Consider the following 17,985-nt stretch of genomic DNA (forward strand, 5'->3'; position numbering starts at 1 on the left):
GTTGGGGGGGGGGGGGGCCCTCCCCCCCCCCCACCGTTGTGTCCGCCGGGCCCGGGGGATGTGTCCCGGCGGACGGTCCTGGGTGTCGGGTCGTGTCGTCGTCAGGCCCGGGGTTCGGGGCCGGGACCCGCCGGGTCCACGACCTCGATACGGCCGCGCAGCGCCGCCTCGCGGATCGTGTCGCGCAGGGACCGGCAGCCCTCGAAGGCACCCTCGGTCCCGCCCGTCCCACTCGTCCCGTCGGCCGCGTCCCGCTCCGCGCAGGCCGCCGTGGCCCGCGCGGTCCACTGCACACTCGTCTGCTGCCAACTGCTCTTGCGCACCAGCACCTCGGCGGCGCACCGCTCGCAGGCCAGCGGCCGCATCGGGACCCCGTCGGCACGCCGGGCGTCGAGCCGGTTGTCGACGCGCATCAGACCGGCCGGCCCTCGGCGACGGCGGCCTTGCGGGCGAGGTTGGCCTCGACCTCCCGCTGCCACGCCTCCACGGGCCGCGTGGTGTCCAGCTCGAACTCGAAGCGGTCGGTCATCTCCGGCGTCACGTCGGCGGCATCGACGTAGAACTGCTCGTACCAGCGGCGCAGTTGATAGACCGGGCCGTCCTCCTCGCACAGCAGCGGGTTGTCGATGCGGGTCTTGTTCTTCCAGATCTCGATGTCCTGCTCGAAACCGAGCTTGATGAACTGACCCATGCCCGCGGCGAGTTCGTCGGCCTCCTCGGCCGACAGGGACGCCGAGCGCTTGACGACGATGCCGTACTGGAGCACGAAGCGGTTCGCGTCCACCGGGTAGTGGCAGTTGATCAGGACCGAGCGCACGTCGTCGGCGTTCTCGTAGTGGTAGGTGAGGTCGTCGATCATGAAGGACGGGCCGTGGTACGAGGCCACCGAGTTGCTGCCGCTGGTCCTCGGCTTGCCGTCCTGCTCCTGCGGGCGCGCGTCCGGACGGCCGGTGCCGCGCATGAACTGGGTGGCGGTGTGTCCCTCGAAGACGTTCTTGAAGTACGTCGGGAAGGAGTAGTGGACGTAGAAGAAGTGGGCCATGTCCACGACGTTGTCGACGACCTCACGGCAGTTTGCGTCGACCACGGTCTCGTACCAGAGCCAGTCGGTCCACTCGTCGCTGGTGGCGCCCTCGATGCGGGGGACGGTCACGTCCGCGGGCGGCGGGTTGCCCTCCGGGTCGTTCCAGACGAACAGCATGCCGTCCTGGTCCAGGGTCGGCCAGGCCGCCGTACGGGCCCGCAGCGGGACCCGCTTGGAGTACGGGATCTGCTTGCAGCGGCCGTCGCCGCCCCAGCGCCAGTCGTGGAAGGGGCAGGCCACCTGGTCGCCCTTGACCGTGCCCTGGGAGAGGTCGCCGCCCATGTGCCGGCAGTAGGCGTCCAGGACGTTGAGCGTGCCGTCACCGGCCTGGAACACCACGAGCTTCTGGCCGAAGGCCGTCACCGCGTGCGGCTTGCCGTCCTTGTACTTCTCGGCGAGGCCCAGGCAGTGCCAGCCGCGCGCGAAGCGGGTCGGTGCGGCGGCCGCCTCGATGGCCCTGACGTCGTCGTGTGCTGACTCGACTGCGCTCACGTTGCTCTCATCCCCTCAGGACGCGTGGTCTCCACGGTCCGGACGGTAGGCGCGGACATCCGGGTCCACGGCGGTGAGTCCCACTGACCGGTACCGGTGGTCCGGGGCCGCGCGAGGGGTGGTCCCGGTCGGTGGGACGGGGACCGCGACGAGGCGGTCGGCGGGCGTACAGTCCGCCGCTCCGTCCGTCGGCGCACGCAGTGAACAGGAGCCGCGATGAACCGCTTCGAGGGTACGAAGGTCCTGCTCACCGGGGGTGGATCCGGCATCGGACGGGCCACCGCGCTGCGCCTGGCCGCAGAGGGCGCGGCGGTGTTCGCCGTCGACCTGTCCGGCGGGGGACTGGCCGAAACGGCAGCCGCGGCCTCCGGTCCCGGGCGGATCGCGACCCGGGTCGCCGACGTCGCCGACGAGGACGCGGTCGTGGCCGCCGTACGGGCGGCAGCCGCCGAACTCGGCGGCCTCGACGTCCTGGTGAACGTCGCCGGTATCCACCGCACCACGCCGATCGACCGGCTGACCGTCGCCGACCTCCAGCACCTCTTCGCGGTCAACGCCGTCGGCACCGCCCTGTTCTGCCGGGAGGCACTGCCCCTGCTGCCGGACCGCACCGGCGTCGTCGTCAACGTCGCCTCCTCGGCCGCGGCGCACGGGAACCCGTACATGACCGCCTACGCCGCCTCCAAGGGCGCCGTCCTCGGCTTCTCGCTGTCCCTGGCCGCCGAGGTCGCCCACCGGGGCATCCGCGTCGTGCCCGTCTCGCCCGGCTCGGTCGCCACGCCGCTGGCCGGGCCGCACGTGCTGCCGCCCGAGCTGGACGTCTCGTACTACGGGCGGATCCGCTCCCCGTTCGGCACCGCCGAGCCCGAGCAGATCGCCGGGGTGATCGCCTTCGCGGCGTCCCGCGACGCGGGCTACCTCACCGGGGCCGAGCTGCGGGTGGACGGGGGGTCGCACATCTGACGGCGTCCGCATGGGGGCCGAGCGGCCTTCGGCCACTGAGCGGGACTGGATCTTGCCCACTTCCAGAACGAATTCTAGTTTTCGGAGCAGCAGGAACCACAGTCAGTCAGTCCCGGGCCCCCACGCCCCCTCACCCCATACGGAGAGCCATGACCGAGGCCGTCATCGTCGAAGCCGCGCGGACACCGGTCGGGCGGCGCCGCGGTGTCCTGTCCGGGCTCCACCCGGCGGAGCTCCTCGGGCTCGCCCAGAAGGGCCTCGTCGAGCGGGCCGGTATCGCCCCCGACACCGTGGAGCAGGTCATCGGGGGCTGTGTCACCCAGGCCGGTGAGCAGTCCAACAACGTCACCCGCAACGCCTGGCTGCACACCGGGCTTCCGCACACCACCGCCTGCACCACCATCGACTGCGCCTGCGGATCGTCCCAGCAGGCCGTGCACCTGGTCGCCGCGCTGATCGCCGCCGGCGCCATCGAGACCGGCATCGGCTGCGGCGTCGAGTCGATGAGCCGGGTCTTCCTCGGCAAGGCCCTCACGCCCGACACCGGCGTCCCCGTGCCGGAGAGCTGGTCCCTGGACATGCCGGACCAGTTCACCGCCGCCGAGCGCATCGCACGGCACCGGGGCATCACCCGGGCCGACGCGGACGCCCTCGGCCTCGCCTCCCAGCGCAACGCCGCCCGGGCCTGGGCGGAGAGCCGCTTCGAGAAGCAGATCATCGGCGTCGAGGCTCCCGTCGTCGGCGCCGGGGGACCCACCGGCGAGACCGCCCTCGTCACCCGCGACCAAGGCCTGCGCGAGACCACCCCCGAGGCACTGGCCGCCCTCAAGCCCGTCCTGCCCGACGGTATCCACACCGCGGGCAACAGCTCCCAGATCAGCGACGGCGCCGCCGCGGTCCTGCTCATGAGCCGGGAGCGCGCCGCCCGTGAAGGACTGCGCCCACGCGCCCGGATCGTCGCCTCCACCATGGTCGGCTCCGACCCCTACTACCACCTGGACGGTCCGGTCGCCGCGACCGAACGGGTACTGCGCACCGCCGGCATGACCCTCGACGACATCGACCTCGTCGAGATCAACGAGGCCTTCGCCTCCGTCGTCCTGTCCTGGGCCCAGGTCCACAAGGCCGACCTGGACAAGGTCAACGTGAACGGCGGTGCCATCGCGCTCGGCCACGCCGTCGGCTCCACCGGGGCCCGGCTCGTCACCCAGGCCCTGCACGAACTGGAGCGCAGCGGCAAGTCCACCGCGCTGATCACCATGTGCGCCGGCGGGGCGCACTCCACCGCCACCGTCGTCGAACGCGTCTGAGGAGCCGCCATGACCATCGGGCTCACCCAGGAGCACCGCGACCTGCGCGACGCCGTACGCGCCTTCGCGAACCGGCACATCACCGAGAACACCCTCCGCGAGGCGGCCGACGCCGACAAGGAGATCCTCCCCGGCCACTTCAGCGGCCTCGCCGAGCAGGGGCTGCTCGGACTGCACCTGCCACAGGACGCGGGCGGCGCCGGATACGGACTGGTCGAACTCGCCGTCGTCACCGAGGAACTGGGGCGGGCCATGGCGCCCGGACCCTTCCTGCCGACGACGCTCGCCTCCGCCGTCCTGCACGCCGCCGGGCACCGCACCCACCTCGCCGCGCTCGCCTCCGGCATCTCCGTCGGCGCCGTCGCGCTCGCCCCCGGCACCCTCGCCCTCACCCGCGCCGCCGACGGCACGGCCACCCTCACCGGCACCTGTGAACTCGTCGTCGGCGGCCACCTCGCCGACGTGTTCGTACTGCCCGCCGCCGACGGGGACCGCACCACCTGGCTCGTGCTGCCCCGCGCCGCCGTCGACACCACCGATGTCCGCAGCCACGATCTCACCCGCCGCTCCTCCCGGGTGACCGCGCGCTCGGTGCCCGTCCCGGCCGCCGACCTCCTCGACCTCGCACCCGAGCGTCCACGGGACCTCGCCGCGACCCTGTTCGCCGCCGAGGCCTCCGGCATCGCCGACCGCTGCGTCACCACCGCCGCCGACTACGCCCGGGTGAGGGAGCAGTTCGGGCGTCCCGTCGGCCAGTTCCAGGGCGTCAAGCACCGCTGCGCCCGCATGCTCGCCCAGGCCGAGCAGGCCCGCGCCTGCGCCTGGGACGCCGCCCGCGCCGGCGACCCGGGCGGCGCGGACCGAGGTGAGGCCGCCCTGGCCGTCGCCGTCGCCGGTGCCGTCGCCGTCGAGGCCGCGTTCGTCACCGCCAAGGACTGCATCCAGGTGCTCGGCGGCATCGGCTTCACCTGGGAACACGACGCACATCTCGCGCTGCGCCGCGCCCAGACCCTGCGCGTCGCCCTCGGCCCCACCGCCGCCTGGCGCCGCCGCGTCGCCCGCCTCGCCCTGGACGGCACCCGGCGCAGGCTCGGCGTCGAACTGCCGCCCGAGGCCGAGGCCGTACGCGAGGGAATCCGCGCCGAACTGCGGGAGGCCGCCGCCCTGGAGGGCAGGGACCGCTCCGTCCACCTCGCCGACCACGGCTACACCGCCCCGCACCTGCCCGCCCCCTGGGGCAAGGGCGCCGACCCGGTGACCCAGCTCGTCATCGCCGAGGAACTGGACGCCGCGGGCCTCACCCCCGTCGACATGATCATCGGCGGCTGGGTGGTGCCCACGCTCATCGCCCACGGCGACGACACCCAGCGCGAGCGGTTCCTCGCGCCGAGCCTGCGCGGCGACATCCGCTGGTGCCAGCTCTTCAGCGAACCCGGCGCGGGCTCCGACCTCGCCGGTCTCACCACCCGCGCCGAGAAGACCGACGGCGGCTGGCGGATCAACGGGCAGAAGGTGTGGACGTCCATGGCCCGCGACGCCCACTGGGGTGTCCTGCTCGCCCGCACCGACACCGGAGTGCCCAAGCACAAGGGCATCTCGTACTTCCTCCTCGACATGACCAGCCCCGGCCTCGACATCCGTCCGCTGCGGCAGATCACCGGGGAGTCCGAGTTCAACGAGGTCTTCCTCGACGACGTGTTCGTCCCCGACGACCTGCTTGTCGGCGCGCCCGGCGACGGCTGGAAACTCGCCCGCACCACCCTCGCCAACGAACGCGTCGCCCTCTCCCACGACGCCGTCGGCTCCGGCGCCGAGACCCTGCTGGAGATCGCCGCCGCCTGGGACGGGCCGGGCTCCGGCGGCCCGGGCTCCGACGGCCTGGGCTCCGACGGTCTGGGCTCCGGCGGCCTGGACGGGGAACGCCTCACCACCCTCGGCGGTCACCTCTGCGACGCCCAGACCGGCGCCCTCCTCGCCCTGCGCACCACCCTGCGCACCGTCTCCGGACAGCAGCCCGGCGCCGAGGCGTCCATCGCCAAACTCCTCGGCGTCGAGGACCAGCAGCGGGTCTGGGAGACCTGCGTGGACTGGCAGGCCGACGCCGCGCTCACCGGCGAGGGCGAACGCCACGACGCCATGTGGATGTTCCTCAACTCCCGCTGCCTGTCCATCGCCGGCGGCACCACCGAGGTCCAGCTGAACATCATCGGCGAGCGCCTCCTCGGCCTGCCCCGCGACCCCGAGCCCACCCGGAAAGGCTGACCAGGCCATGCCCATCGACCGCGACAAGGCGCTGCGCGCGGACCCCGCCGTCCGCGAGATCCGCTGGACCACGCGCGACGTCCTCCTGTACCACCTGAGCCTGGGCGCCGGTGCCGCCGCGGCCACCGACCCCGAGCTGCACCTGACCTACGAGAAGAACCTCATGGTGCTGCCCACCTTCGCCCTGGTGGCCGGGACCGGCCCCTCCGCGGGCGAGGCCCCCGCACCGGGCCTGGAGATGCCCGGCATCGACGTCGACCTGCGCGCCGTGCTCCACGCCGGGCAGGGCCTGCGGGTGCACCGCCCCCTGCCCGCGTCGGGCTCCGCGACCCTGCGCTCCCGCGTCGCCGAGGTCTGGGACAAGGGCAAGGCCGCGCTCGTCGCCCTGGAGTCGGCGGCCACCGGCGCCGACGGCGAGCCGCTGTGGACCACGACCACCCGCATCTGGGCCCGCGGCGAGGGCGGCTTCGGCGGCGACCCCGGACCCGAGGAGCACGCGGCGGCACCGGACCGCCCCGCCGACACCGTCCTCACCACCGCCACCACGCCCCAACAAGCCCTGTGGTACCGGCTCAACGGCGACCTCAACCCGCTCCACGCCGACCCCGCCTTCGCCCGCTCGGCCGGTTTCGAACGGCCGATCCTGCACGGCCTCGCCTCCTACGGACTGGTCGCCAAGACCCTGGTCGACGGCGTTCTCAACGGCGACGTCACCCGCCTCACCGGCCTCACCGTGCGCTTCGCGGGCCCCCTCGTCCCCGGCGAGTCGATCGTGACGTCCGTGTGGCGCGACGGACCACCGGACGACGACGGCACCCAGCGGCTCCTGCTGCACGCAGCCTGCCCCGAGCGCGACGACGCGCCCGTGCTCACCCACGCGACGGCGACGGTGCGCCCGTGAACGCCCGCGCCGCCGAAGGCACCCCGGTACCCGCACCCGCCTCCGCGCCCGCTCCCGGCCCCCGACTGGTGGCCGAGCCCCGCACCGACGGCGTGGACGCCGCGGTCGCCGCCGCCCGCCGCCTGGTCGCCGCCCTGCTGCGGGCCGGTGACGGAACCGGCGCCGACATGACCGACATCACCGCACGCCTCGACGCCGTCACCGACCGGCTCACCGAGAAGGCCCCCACCGCCTCCGAACGCCTCGCCGAGATGTGGCGCGGCGAGGGCGTCACCCGCCACGACCCCGTCACCGGCCCGGAGAACGCGATCGCCCCGCCGCTCACCCTGCACGGCCGGGAGGACCGCTCCATCGAGGGCGTCGTCACCCTCGACCTGCCCTACCAGGGCCCGCCCGGCCACGTGCACGGAGGCGTCTCGGCGCTGCTCCTCGACCACACCCTGGGCGTCGCCAACCACTGGGCGGGCACCTCCGGGATGACCGCCGAACTCACCCTGCGCTACCTGCGGCCCACCCCGCTGTTCGAGCCCCTCACCGTCACCGGACGGCAGGTCTCGGTGGACGGCTCGCGGATCCGCACGGCCGGCGAGATCACGGCCGGCGGCCGGGTCTGCGTCACCGCGGAGGGCCTGTTCATCAACAAGCAGCTGCCGCGGCCGAGCTGAGAAGGGAAGCGACCATGACGAAGCCGGTACGGAGCCTCGACGGCAAGGTGGCCCTCATCAGCGGCGCCGGCCAGGGCGTGGGCCGGGGCATCGCCCTCGCGCTGGCCGCCGAGGGCGTCCACATCGCCGTACTCGGGCGCACCGCCGCCAAACTGGAGGCGACCTGCGAGCTGCTGCGCGGCAGGGGAGTGGAGGCGGAGCCGTTCGTCCTCGACGTGCTGGACACGGACCGCATACCCGGCACCGTCGACGCCGTCGCCGCACGCTTCGGCGGCATCGACATCCTGGTCAACAACGCCTACACCGGCTGCTACGGCCCCCTGCTGTCGCTCACCGGCGCCCAGTTCCGCAAGGGCTTCGAGAGCGGGCCGTTCGCGGCGTTCGCCTTCATGAACGCCGCGCACCCCCACCTGAAGCGCGACGGCGGAGCGATCGTCAACGTCGTGACCTCCGCCATGGTCCGCTGGGACCTGAGCACCTACGGGGCCTACGCGGCGGCCAAGACGGCCCTGCGCAGCCTCACCCGGACCGCCGCCAACGAGTGGGGCCGCGACGGCATCCGCGTCAACGCCATCGCCCCGCACGCCGTGTCACCCGCCTACGCCACGTGGCAGGACGCCCACCCCGAGGAGGCCGCCGAGTTCAGCGCGACCATCCCGCTGGGCTACGTCGGCGACTGCGAACAGGACATCGGGCGGGCCGTGGTGATGCTGTGCGGACCGGACGCCCGCTACCTGACGGGCGCCACCGTGCCGCTCGACGGCGGCCAGGCCAACTTCGACTGAGCACCCGGCGCCGCCGATCCGGACGCCCTCCCGTCACCGCCGACAGCGCCCGTCCACCCCCGTCCCTCCCGGTCAGCGGGATCACCCCAGCCGGGCCGCCCCGGCCGCGGCTAGCGTCGCCGACGGCGGGAGGCACCGGGCGGACACGGCCCGAGGGGGCGCCGTACGACCACCACCGACGGAACGCGGGCGCACCACCGGCGCCCCCGTCACCGTACCGACACCGGCAGACCCGTCCACCGGGTGAGAGGGACCGACGTTGCCACACCAGACGATTGCCGACCTGCTGCTCGCCCGCGCCGGGGACGACCACCCGGGCCTGCTGACCCGCGAGCGGACCTGGACCTGGGGCGAGGTGGTCGACGAGAGCGCCGCCCGCGCCGCCCGGGCCGGCGAGCTGCGCACCGGGGGGCCGTTCCACATCGGCGTACTCCTCGACAACGTCCCCGAGTACGTGTTCTGGCTCGGCGGCGCCGCCCTGGCCGGCGCGGCCGTCGTCGGCATCAACCCGACCCGGCGCGGCGCCGAACTCGCACGCGAGGTGCGGCACACCGAGTGCCAGTTGATCGTCACCGACCGGGCCGGTCTCGACCTGCTCGACGGCCTGGACATCGGTGTGAAGCGCGACCGCTTCCTCGTCGTCGACGACCCCGAGTACGCGACCGGCCTCGCCGCCCACGCCGGGCGGGGACCCGCGCACGCCGCACCGGACGTCGCGGCCGCCACGACCATGCTGCTCCTGCTGACCTCCGGCACGACCGGCACCTCCAAGGCGGCGATCTGCTCCCAGGGCAGGCTCGCCGCGCTCGGCGCCGCCAACAGCGCCAAGTACGGCATCACCCGCGCCGACACCTGCTACTGCCCGATGCCGCTGTTCCACGGCAACGCCCTGATGGCCCTGTGGGCGCCGGCCCTCAGCGCGGGCGCCACCATCGCCCTCACCCGCAAGTTCTCCGCGTCGGGCTTCCTGCCCGACGTCCGCCACTACGGCGCCACCTACTTCACCTACGTCGGCAAGGCCATCGGCTACGTCCTCGCGCTGCCCGAGACGCCGGACGACGCCGACAACCGGCTCACCCACGCCTTCGGCACCGAGGCCTCACCGGAGGACGCCGACCGGTTCCTGGCCCGGTTCGGCTGCCGTCTCGTCGAGGGGTACGGGTCCAGCGAGGGCGCCGGCATGCTCCAGCGCATCGCCGACGGTCCGGTGGGCGCCCTCGGCAGGCCCGCCCGCGACGGCGTCCGCATCGTCGACCCGACGACCCGCCGGACCTGCCCGCCCGCCCTGCTCGACGCCTACGGCCGGGTGCGCAACCCGGAGGAGGCCATCGGGGAGATCGTCGACACCGAGGGCGCCGCCCGCTTCGAGGGCTACTGGAACAACGAGGCCGCGGGCGCCGAACGCGTCCGGCACGGCTGGTACTGGACCGGCGACCTCGGCTACGTGGACCAGGCAGGCTACTTCTACTTCGCGGGCCGCTCCGGGGACTGGATCCGCGTCGACGGCGAGAACATCTCCGCGCTGCTCACCGAACGCGTCCTGCGCAGACACCCGGGCGTCGTCGCCGCCGGCGTCTTCGGCGTGCCCGACCCCCGCTCCGGCGACCAGGTGATGGCCGCCGTCGAGATCCCCGACGGCACCGGCTTCGACGACCTGGACCTGCCCGGGTTCCTGGCCCGTCAGGAGGACCTGGGCACCAAGGGCGCCCCGCGCTTCGTCCGCGTCTCGCACGCGCTGCCCACCACCGGATCCAACAAGCTGCGCAAGAAGGAGATGCAGCTCGACGGCTGGCGCACCGACGACCCCGTGTACCGCTGGACGGGCCGCGGCGGGCCCGCGTACGCGCCGATGACCGACGACGACAGGACCGCCCTGCGCGACGAGTTCCTCGCCAACGGCCGCGGACGCTTCCTGCCCTGACCGGCGACGACCAGGGCGACGACCTAGGAGTGACGAGACATGCACCTGCGTGAGAGCGCCGCGCACCGCGAGCTGCGGCTCGAACTGCGGGCCTACTTCGCGGGCCTGATGCCCGAGGACGAACGGCGTCGCGTCGGCGAGGAGGGCGTCGGCGGCGACCGCTTCCGCGAGGTGGTCAAACGGCTCGGCGCGGACGGCTGGCTGGGCATCGGCTGGCCCACCGAGTACGGCGGCCAGGGACGGTCCGCCGAGGACCAGTACGTGTTCTTCGACGAGGTCCAGCGGGCCGGGCTGCCCTTCCCCTTCGTCACCGTCAACACGGTCGGCCCGACCCTCATGGCGTACGGGTCCGAGGAGCACCGCAGGCGGTTCCTGCCCGGCATCCTCTCCGGCGACATCGTGTTCGCCATCGGCTACACCGAGCCCGAGGCCGGAACCGACCTCGCCTCGCTGACCACCCGGGCCGTACGGGACGGCGACAGCTACGTCGTGGACGGCTCCAAGATCTTCACCAGCGGCGCCAACACCGCCGACCACGTGTGGCTCGCCGCCCGCACCGACCCGGACGCCCCCAAGCACAAGGGCATCTCCATCCTCATCGTGCCCACCACCGACGAGGGCTTCGGCTGGAGTCCCATCCGCACGGTGGGCGGCATGGCCGTCACCGCCACCTACTACAGCGGCGTACGCGTCCCCGCCGCGGACGTCGTGGGCGAGGTGAACGGCGGCTGGCGGCTGATCACGGCCCAGCTGAACCACGAGCGCATCGGCCTCGCCGCCCTCGGCGGCCGCATGATCCAGCTCTGGGAACGCGTCCTGGACTGGGCGAAGGAGAACGGCACGGCCGACATCCCGTGGGTGCGCCAGGAGTTCGCCCGCACCCACGCCCGGCTGGAGGCGATGCGGCTGATGAACTGGAAGATGACCGCCGCCGTCGCCGCCGGCACCCTCACCGGCGCCGACGCGGGCGCCGCCAAGGCGTACGGCACCGAGACCCACATCGCCGTCCAGCGCGGCCTGACGCAGATCCTCGGCGCGGCCGGCCGCATCCGGCCCGAGTCACCGGGCGCCGTCCTCGCCGGACAGGTCGAACAGCTCTCCAGGCAGGGCCTCGTGAACACCTTCGGCGGCGGCGTCAACGAGGTCCTGCGCGACATGATCGCCACCCAGGGCCTCGGACTGCCGCGCAAGGGGCGTGGCGCGTGACCGGGCGGCAGGACACGGGACGGGACGCAGCGTACGAGGAGCGGCTGCGGGCCTTCGCCGGACGCGAGTTGCGCCCCCTCGGCGCGGCCCAGGACCCGGTCAACCTGCCGATGATCCGGCACTGGACGGAGGCGATGGGCGACACCAACCCCGTCTACACCGACGCCGAGGCCGCTCGTACGACCGGACGCGGGGGCGTGGTGGCACCCGCCTCGATGATCCAGGCCTGGACGATGCGCGGCTACGCCGCCACCGTCTCCCCGCCGGCCGGGCGGGACGGCTTCGCCGAGCTGGTCGACCTCCTCGACGAGGGCGGCTACACCTCCGTGGTGGCCACCGACTCGGAGTTCACCTTCCTGCGCGAGCTGGAGCCCGGTGACCACGTCGCCGTCCGCGAGAGCGTGGAGTCGATCTCGGCGGAGAAGCGGACCGGGCTGGGCACGGGCAGGTTCGTCACCACCCTCAAGACGTACACCGACCAGCACGGCGAGACCGTCGCCACCCAGCGCTGGCGCACCCTCAGGTTCCGCCCGGCACCGGCACCGGCACCGGCGTCGGCACCGGAACCAGAGCCGGAACCGCCGGCAGAGCCCGGCCCGCCCCCGGCCCTGCGGCCCCGGCCCGCGATCAACCGGGACAACGCCTTCTTCTTCGACGGCGCCAAGGAGCACCGGCTGCTCATCCAGCGCTGTGCCGCCTGCTCCGTCCTGCGCCACCCACCGGGTCCCTGCTGCCCGGAGTGCAACTCGCTGGAGTGGGACACCGTCGAGGCCTCCGGCCGCGGTCACGTGTACAGCTACGTCGTCAACCACCACCCGCGCCATCCGGCCTTCGACTTCCCGCTGCTCGTCGCGGTCGTCGAACTCGCCGAGGGCACCCGCCTCATCACCAACCTGACCGGAGTCGCGCCCGACGACGTCGAGATCGACATGCCCGTGGTCCTCGACTGGCTCGACGCCGACCCCGATCTGACCCTGCCGGTGTTCCGGCCCGCACCGACGGAGGCACCCTGATGGATTTCTCCCTGGGAGAAGAGCTCGAAGCCGTCCGTGACCTGGCGCGGGAGATCTTCACCGACCGAGCGACGCCCGAGCGGCTGCGCGAGGTGGAGACCTCGCCCACCCGGACCGACAGCCGCCTCTGGGCCGACCTTGCCTCGGCCGGACTGCTCGGCGCCGCACTGCCGGAGGCGGACGGCGGCGCCGGACTCGGCATGGCGGGACTCTGCGTCCTCCTTGAGGAGCAGGGCCGCAGGGTGGCACCGGTACCGCTGTGGCCGGCCCTGGTCGGGGGCCTCGCCGTCGCCGCGCACGGCACCCCGCGCCAGCGGGCGGAGCTGCTGCCGGGCCTCGCGAGCGGCGGGGGACGGCCGACCGTCGCCCTGGAGGAGTTCGGTCCCGCCGACCCGCTCACGCCCCGCACCAGGGCGACGCCGGACGACACGGACCGGGACGGCCCGCGCTGGCGGCTGACCGGCACCAAGGCCGTCGTGCCCGCGCCGGACGGTGCCCGGCACGTCCTGGTCACCGCGACCACCGACGCGGGCCCCGGCCTGTTCCTGGTCGCCACGGACGCCCCCGGAACGACCTGGGAGCCCGCCGAGACCACCACGTACGACCTGAGCGGCCATCTCGCCCTCGACGGCGCCCCGGCCGAGGCCGTGGGTACGCCCGGCGACGGCACCGCGGCGGCGTTGGTCCGCGACTCCTTCGTGGCGCTGGCCGCCGTCCAGGTGGGCGTGGCCGAGGGCGCCCTGCGGTACGCGGCCGACCATCTGGGCGGGCGCCTGCAGTTCGGCCGTCCGCTGGCCACCTTCCAGGCCGTGCAGCACCAACTCGCCGACTGCTACATCGACATCGACGCGATGCGGGTCACGCTGTGGCAGGCCGTGGACGCGCTGCGGGAACCCTTCGACGCGGCGGACGCCGACCGGGCCGCCCTGGTCGCCAAGTGGTGGGCCACCGAGGCCGGTCTGAACACCGTCCACCGCGTCCAGCACGTGCACGGCGGCATCGGCGTCGACACCGACTACCCGGTGCACCGGCACTTCCTGTGGGGCAAGCAGATCTCCACCACCCTGGGCGGCGCGGGCGCCGACCTGGAACGCCTCGGCACCCTGCTGACCGGCGCGGCGGTGGCCTCATGAGCCCCGTCCAGGACACTCCCGCAGTCCCCGGCACCCGCGCCTACGACGAGGTCGCCGTCGGCGACGTACTGCCGGACCTGACGATCCCGGTGACGCGCACCCTGATCGTCGCGACGGCACTCGCGAGCCGCGACTACCAGGACGTGCACCACGACCCCGAACTCGCCCGCGAGCGCGGCTCCAAGGACATCTTCATGAACATCCTGACCAGCAACGGCCTGGTCGACCGCTACGTCACCGGCTGGGCAGGACCCGCCGCCGTCGTCAAGGCCATCCGCATCCGGCTCGGCGCCCCCAACCACCCCGGCGACACCATGGTGCTCACCGGCACGGTCACCGCGAAGTCCGACGCGGACCGCCACGTCGACATCGCCGTCAAGGGCACCAACGGCATCGGCGCCCACGTCACCGGCACCGTGACGGTGCGCCTGCCCGGGGAGGCGACACCATGACCACCGGCACCCTCTCCCCGGCCGCCGCCGTGGTCGGCATCGGCGCCACCGAGTTCTCCAAGGACTCGGGACGCAGCGAACTCCAGCTCGCCTGCGAGGCCGTGCTCGCCGCCCTCGCCGACGCCGGACTGACCCCCGCCGACGTGGACGGCCTGGTCACCTTCACCGCCGAGACCAACTCCGAGATCCACGTCGCCCGCAACACCGGCATGGGCGACCTGACGTTCTTCTCCCGCATCGGCTACGGCGGCGGCGCGGGCTGCGGCACCGTCCAGCAGGCGGCCATGGCCGTCGCCACCGGCGCCGCCGAAGTCGTCGTCTGCTACCGGGCGTTCAACGAGCGCTCCGGCGAACGCTACGGGCTGGGCCAGGCCGCCCGCCCCATGGACACCACCGCCGACCGGGCCGCCTACGCCTGGATGACCCCCTTCGGGCTGAGCAGCCCCGCCCAGTGGGTGGCCATGTTCGCCCGCCGCTACCTCCACGAGTACGGCGCCACCACCGACGACTTCGGCCGCGTCGCCGTCGTCGACCGGAAGCACGCCGCGAACAACCCGGCCGCCTGGTTCCACGGCCGCCCCATCACCCTCCAGGACCACCGCGACTCCCGCTGGATCGCCGAGCCGCTGCGGCTGCTCGACTGCTGCCAGGAGACCGACGGCGGCCAGGCCCTCGTCGTCGTCTCCGCCGAACGCGCCCGCCACCTGCCCCACCCGCCCGCGCTGATCCGCGCCGCCGCCCAGGGCCTCGGCGCCGACCAGCACATGATGACCAGCTACTACCGGCCCACCATCACCGGCATCCCCGAGATGGGCCTGGTCGGCCGGCAGCTGTACCGGCAGAGCGGCCTCGGCCCCGACGACGTCGACGCGGCGATCCTCTACGACCACTTCACGCCGCTGGTCCTGCCCCAGCTGGAGGAACTCGGCTTCTGCAAGCCCGGCGAGGCGAAGGAATTCATCGCCGACGGCCACCTCGAACTCGGCGGCCGGCTGCCCCTCAACACTCACGGCGGACAGCTCGGCGAGGCCTACCTGCACGGCATGAACGGCATCGCCGAAGGCGTCCGCCTGGTGCGCGGCACCTCCGTCAACCAGCCGGACGGCGTCGGCCACGTCCTGGTCACCGCCGGCACCGGAGTCCCCACCAGTGGCCTGATCCTGGGAGCCGACCACCGATGACCGGCACCCGCGCGTGGCACGGCCACGACCTCGGCACCCGCACCGTCTCCTACACCGAGCGCGACGCCATCCTGTACGCCCTCGCCGTCGGCGCCCCGGCCGACCGGCTGGACCTCGTCTACGAGCGGGACCTGCGCGTCCTGCCCACCTTCGCGCTGACCCTCGCCCAGTGGGCGCCCGACGCCCTCGGTACACTCGGCGCCTTCGACATCACCACCGCCGTGCACGGCAGCCAACGCCTCACCATGAAACGCCCGTTGGAGCGCTCCGGCGAGCTGGTGACGTCCGCGCGGGTCGCCCAGGTCTGGGACAAGGGCTCCGCCGCCGTGTTCGACGTCGAGGTGGACTGCGACCGGTTCACGGCCACCTGGTCGATCTTCGCCCCCGGCTGCGGCGGATTCGGCGGCGAGCGCGGGCCGTCCGCACCGCGCCGCCCGGACCGGCCGGCCGACCAGCGCCTGACCGTGCCCACGCACTCCCGGCAGGCCGCCCTCTACCGGCTGCTCGGCGACCGGCACGCCATGCACATCGACCCCGAGGCGGCGAAGGCGGCGGGGATGCCCCGGCCGTTCCTGCACGGACTGTGCACCCTCGCCGCGGCCCTGCTGCCGCTCGCCGACACGCTCGGCGCCCACCCCGCCGACCTGGCGGAGCTCCAGGCCCGGTTCGCCGCCCCCGTCTTCCCGGGCGACCCGCTCGCCCTGCACGGCTGGACCGGTGACGGCGCCGGCGTCCGCTTCGAGGCGGCGGCCGACGACGGACGCACGGTGCTCTCCGGCGGCCGCGCCCGCTTCGCCCCCGACCGGGGCCCCGCCGCACCGACCCGCGAGGAGACCCTCGATGCTTGACCCCGCACAGCGCGCCGAGGCCGCCGAACTGCTCCGCACCGCACAGCGCGACCGGACCCCCGTCGACCCGCTGACCACGACCTGGCCGGACATCGACGCCACCGACGCGTACGAGATCCAACTCCTCAACATTCGAGAGCAGTTGAGAACAGACGGCGTCACCGTCCACGGGCACAAGGTCGGCCTGTCCTCCAAGGTCATGCAGCAGATGATGGGCGTCGACGAACCCGACTACGGCCATCTGCTCTCCGACATGGTGCTGACCGAGGGGGCACCCGTCGACACCGGCCGCTACTGCCAACCGCGCATCGAGGTCGAGATCGGCTACGTGCTGGGCCGGAGCCTGCCCGGCGAGGGGTGCACCACCGCGGACGTCCTCGCCGCCACCGAGTACGTCGTCCCGAGCATCGAACTCATCGACAGCCGCATCAGGGACTGGAAGATCGGCCTCGCCGACACCATCGCCGACAACGCGTCCTCCGCCGGTGTGCTCCTCGGCGCCGCCCGGGTCCGCCCGGCCGACCTGGACCCGGCCGACGTCGCCGCCGTCCTGTACCGGGGCGGCGAGGAGATCGCCCGTGGCAACACCAGCGCCGTACTGGGCGACCCGACCGAGGCGGTCGCGTGGCTGGCCCGCATGGTGGCCTCCTACGGGGTGCGCCTGGAGGCCGGGCACGTCGTGCTGCCGGGCTCGTGCACCCGGGCGGTGGACGTGCGGCCGGGGGACGGGTTCCGGGCCGACTTCGAGGGACTCGGCTCCGTCTCGATCGCCTTCGTCTGACAACACGTAACAGGAACACGGAAAGAGGCACAGCATGAGCACCACGAACACCACCCTGGAGGGGCGTACCGCCGTCGTCACCGGTGCGGGCGCTGGACTCGGCCGGGCCGAGGCGCTCGCCCTCGCCGGACTCGGCGCCAACGTGGTGGTCAACGACGTCGGCCCGGCGGCCGACGACGTGGTCGCCGAGATCAAGGCCCTGGGCGCGGACGCGGTCGCCGTAACCGGTGACGTGGGCGACTGGTCCATGGGCGAACGCCTGGTGGCGGCCGCCGTGGAGACCTTCGGCGGCCTCGACGTCGTCGTCAACAACGCGGGCGTACTGCGCGACCGGATGCTCTTCAACCTCTCCGAGTCCGACTGGGACGACGTCATCCGCGTCCACCTCAAGGGCCACGCCGGTCTCTCCCGCGCCGCCGCCGTGCACTGGCGGGCCGCCTCCAAGGCGTCCGGCGCCCCCGTCTACGGCCGGGTCGTCAACACCTCCTCCGAGGCCTTCCTGTTCGGCGCCCCCGGCCAGCCGAACTACTCCGCGGCCAAGGCCGGGATCACCGCGCTCACCCTGGCCACCGCCCAGGGCATGTCCCGCTACGGGGTCCGCGCCAACGCCATCTGCCCGCGCGCCCGCACCGCCATGACCGCCGACTCCTTCGGCGAGGGCGTGAACGCGCCGGGCGGCCTCGACATCATGGCCCCCGAGCGCGTCGCCACCCTGGTCGCCCACCTGGCCTCACCGGCCGCCGACGGGATCAACGGGCAGGTCTTCGTCGTCTACGGCGACATGGTCGCCCTGCTCGCGCCGCCCACGGTGGAGCACAGGTTCACCGCCGCCGACGGCACCTTCACCCCCGAGGAGCTCGACGCCCAGCTCACCCCGTACTTCACCGGCCGGGCCCCCTACCGGAACTACGCCGCGTACAGCGTGGCCGCGCTCGACACGACGGGCACCCAGCAGACCCTGGCGGGCTGAAGGCCCCGGCCCCTCGCC

Annotated in this window: 17 protein-coding genes; 15 read left to right on the forward strand and 2 right to left on the reverse strand. The window is 73.6% G+C overall.

Annotation, left to right across the window (positions count from 1 at the left end; genetic code table 11):
* Window positions 1-101: 101 nt before the first annotated feature.
* Both ACFV9J_RS32705 and ACFV9J_RS32710 read right to left on the reverse strand, forming a co-directional pair.
* Window positions 102-413 (reverse strand): ferredoxin, encoded by a 312-nt coding sequence (locus ACFV9J_RS32705; RefSeq protein WP_385360311.1) that lies wholly within the window; start codon window positions 411-413, stop codon window positions 102-104.
* A complete protein-coding gene (locus ACFV9J_RS32710) occupies window positions 413-1,576 on the reverse strand; it encodes a Rieske 2Fe-2S domain-containing protein (protein WP_385360313.1) in 1,164 nt (387 codons plus the stop codon). Before ACFV9J_RS32710 ends, ACFV9J_RS32705 begins: the two co-directional genes overlap by 1 nt.
* Window positions 1,577-1,792: 216 nt before the next feature.
* Here ACFV9J_RS32710 and ACFV9J_RS32715 point away from each other — a divergent pair, with 216 nt between their 5' ends.
* The 15 genes from ACFV9J_RS32715 (at window position 1,793) to ACFV9J_RS32785 (ending at window position 17,967) form a co-directional block, all read left to right on the forward strand.
* A complete protein-coding gene (locus tag ACFV9J_RS32715) occupies window positions 1,793-2,539 on the forward strand; it encodes an SDR family NAD(P)-dependent oxidoreductase (protein WP_385360316.1) in 747 nt (248 codons plus the stop codon).
* Window positions 2,540-2,688: 149 nt separating this feature from the next.
* Entirely contained in the window at window positions 2,689-3,849 is a 1,161-nt protein-coding gene (locus ACFV9J_RS32720; protein ID WP_385360318.1) for a steroid 3-ketoacyl-CoA thiolase, read from the forward strand.
* Window positions 3,850-3,858: 9 nt separating this feature from the next.
* Window positions 3,859-6,111, forward strand: coding sequence for an acyl-CoA dehydrogenase (locus ACFV9J_RS32725; protein ID WP_385360321.1), 2,253 nt, complete (start codon window positions 3,859-3,861; stop codon window positions 6,109-6,111).
* Between the two features lie 7 nt (window positions 6,112-6,118).
* Window positions 6,119-7,012, forward strand: coding sequence for a MaoC/PaaZ C-terminal domain-containing protein (locus ACFV9J_RS32730; RefSeq protein ID WP_385360323.1), 894 nt, complete (start codon window positions 6,119-6,121; stop codon window positions 7,010-7,012).
* Window positions 7,009-7,677: a PaaI family thioesterase gene (locus ACFV9J_RS32735; protein ID WP_385360325.1), complete on the forward strand. Its 669-nt coding sequence runs from the start codon at window positions 7,009-7,011 to the stop codon at window positions 7,675-7,677. Before ACFV9J_RS32730 ends, ACFV9J_RS32735 begins: the two co-directional genes overlap by 4 nt.
* A gap of 14 nt (window positions 7,678-7,691) precedes the next feature.
* Window positions 7,692-8,462: an SDR family NAD(P)-dependent oxidoreductase gene (locus ACFV9J_RS32740; protein ID WP_385360328.1), complete on the forward strand. Its 771-nt coding sequence runs from the start codon at window positions 7,692-7,694 to the stop codon at window positions 8,460-8,462.
* Window positions 8,463-8,721: 259 nt separating this feature from the next.
* Entirely contained in the window at window positions 8,722-10,383 is a 1,662-nt protein-coding gene (locus ACFV9J_RS32745; RefSeq protein WP_385360330.1) for an AMP-binding protein, read from the forward strand.
* Window positions 10,384-10,422: 39 nt separating this feature from the next.
* Entirely contained in the window at window positions 10,423-11,589 is a 1,167-nt protein-coding gene (locus tag ACFV9J_RS32750) for an acyl-CoA dehydrogenase family protein (RefSeq protein WP_385360331.1), read from the forward strand.
* Window positions 11,586-12,602 carry a bifunctional MaoC family dehydratase N-terminal/OB-fold nucleic acid binding domain-containing protein gene (locus ACFV9J_RS32755; protein ID WP_385360333.1) on the forward strand — a complete coding sequence of 339 codons (1,017 nt, stop codon included), beginning with the start codon at window positions 11,586-11,588 and terminating at the stop codon, window positions 12,600-12,602. Before ACFV9J_RS32750 ends, ACFV9J_RS32755 begins: the two co-directional genes overlap by 4 nt.
* Entirely contained in the window at window positions 12,602-13,735 is a 1,134-nt protein-coding gene (locus ACFV9J_RS32760; protein ID WP_385360335.1) for an acyl-CoA dehydrogenase family protein, read from the forward strand. Before ACFV9J_RS32755 ends, ACFV9J_RS32760 begins: the two co-directional genes overlap by 1 nt.
* Window positions 13,732-14,187: a MaoC family dehydratase gene (locus ACFV9J_RS32765; RefSeq protein ID WP_385360337.1), complete on the forward strand. Its 456-nt coding sequence runs from the start codon at window positions 13,732-13,734 to the stop codon at window positions 14,185-14,187. Before ACFV9J_RS32760 ends, ACFV9J_RS32765 begins: the two co-directional genes overlap by 4 nt.
* Entirely contained in the window at window positions 14,184-15,368 is a 1,185-nt protein-coding gene (locus tag ACFV9J_RS32770; RefSeq protein WP_385360339.1) for a lipid-transfer protein, read from the forward strand. The genes ACFV9J_RS32765 and ACFV9J_RS32770 overlap by 4 nt, the downstream gene beginning before the upstream one ends.
* Entirely contained in the window at window positions 15,365-16,216 is an 852-nt protein-coding gene (locus ACFV9J_RS32775; RefSeq protein ID WP_385360342.1) for a MaoC/PaaZ C-terminal domain-containing protein, read from the forward strand. Before ACFV9J_RS32770 ends, ACFV9J_RS32775 begins: the two co-directional genes overlap by 4 nt.
* Window positions 16,209-16,997, forward strand: coding sequence for a 2-keto-4-pentenoate hydratase (locus ACFV9J_RS32780; RefSeq protein ID WP_385360344.1), 789 nt, complete (start codon window positions 16,209-16,211; stop codon window positions 16,995-16,997). The genes ACFV9J_RS32775 and ACFV9J_RS32780 overlap by 8 nt, the downstream gene beginning before the upstream one ends.
* Before the next feature lie 34 nt (window positions 16,998-17,031).
* The gene (locus ACFV9J_RS32785) at window positions 17,032-17,967 is read left to right on the forward strand and encodes a 3-oxoacyl-ACP reductase (RefSeq protein WP_385360347.1); all 936 of its coding nucleotides are present in this window, start codon (window positions 17,032-17,034) and stop codon (window positions 17,965-17,967) included.
* Window positions 17,968-17,985 lie beyond the last annotated feature (18 nt).

This window comes from Streptomyces sp. NPDC059906 (genome assembly GCF_042730645.1).
Taxonomy (GTDB): Bacteria; Actinomycetota; Actinomycetes; order Streptomycetales; family Streptomycetaceae; genus Streptomyces; species Streptomyces rubrogriseus.

What these genes read in the sequence shown, in the direction of transcription:
- ACFV9J_RS32740 (WP_385360328.1), top strand. Translation starts at nt 7,692, where the DNA reads ATGACGAAGCCGGTACGGAGCCTCGACGGCAAGGTGGCCCTCATCAGC.
- ACFV9J_RS32715 (WP_385360316.1), top strand. Translation starts at nt 1,793, where the DNA reads ATGAACCGCTTCGAGGGTACGAAGGTCCTGCTCACCGGGGGTGGATCC.
- ACFV9J_RS32750 (WP_385360331.1), top strand. Translation starts at nt 10,423, where the DNA reads ATGCACCTGCGTGAGAGCGCCGCGCACCGCGAGCTGCGGCTCGAACTG.
- ACFV9J_RS32780 (WP_385360344.1), top strand. Translation starts at nt 16,209, where the DNA reads ATGCTTGACCCCGCACAGCGCGCCGAGGCCGCCGAACTGCTCCGCACC.
- ACFV9J_RS32785 (WP_385360347.1), top strand. Translation starts at nt 17,032, where the DNA reads ATGAGCACCACGAACACCACCCTGGAGGGGCGTACCGCCGTCGTCACC.
- ACFV9J_RS32765 (WP_385360337.1), top strand. Translation starts at nt 13,732, where the DNA reads ATGAGCCCCGTCCAGGACACTCCCGCAGTCCCCGGCACCCGCGCCTAC.
- ACFV9J_RS32775 (WP_385360342.1), top strand. Translation starts at nt 15,365, where the DNA reads ATGACCGGCACCCGCGCGTGGCACGGCCACGACCTCGGCACCCGCACC.
- ACFV9J_RS32705 (WP_385360311.1), bottom strand. Translation starts at nt 413, where the DNA reads ATGCGCGTCGACAACCGGCTCGACGCCCGGCGTGCCGACGGGGTCCCG.
- ACFV9J_RS32770 (WP_385360339.1), top strand. Translation starts at nt 14,184, where the DNA reads ATGACCACCGGCACCCTCTCCCCGGCCGCCGCCGTGGTCGGCATCGGC.
- ACFV9J_RS32720 (WP_385360318.1), top strand. Translation starts at nt 2,689, where the DNA reads ATGACCGAGGCCGTCATCGTCGAAGCCGCGCGGACACCGGTCGGGCGG.
- ACFV9J_RS32730 (WP_385360323.1), top strand. Translation starts at nt 6,119, where the DNA reads ATGCCCATCGACCGCGACAAGGCGCTGCGCGCGGACCCCGCCGTCCGC.
- ACFV9J_RS32760 (WP_385360335.1), top strand. Translation starts at nt 12,602, where the DNA reads ATGGATTTCTCCCTGGGAGAAGAGCTCGAAGCCGTCCGTGACCTGGCG.
- ACFV9J_RS32725 (WP_385360321.1), top strand. Translation starts at nt 3,859, where the DNA reads ATGACCATCGGGCTCACCCAGGAGCACCGCGACCTGCGCGACGCCGTA.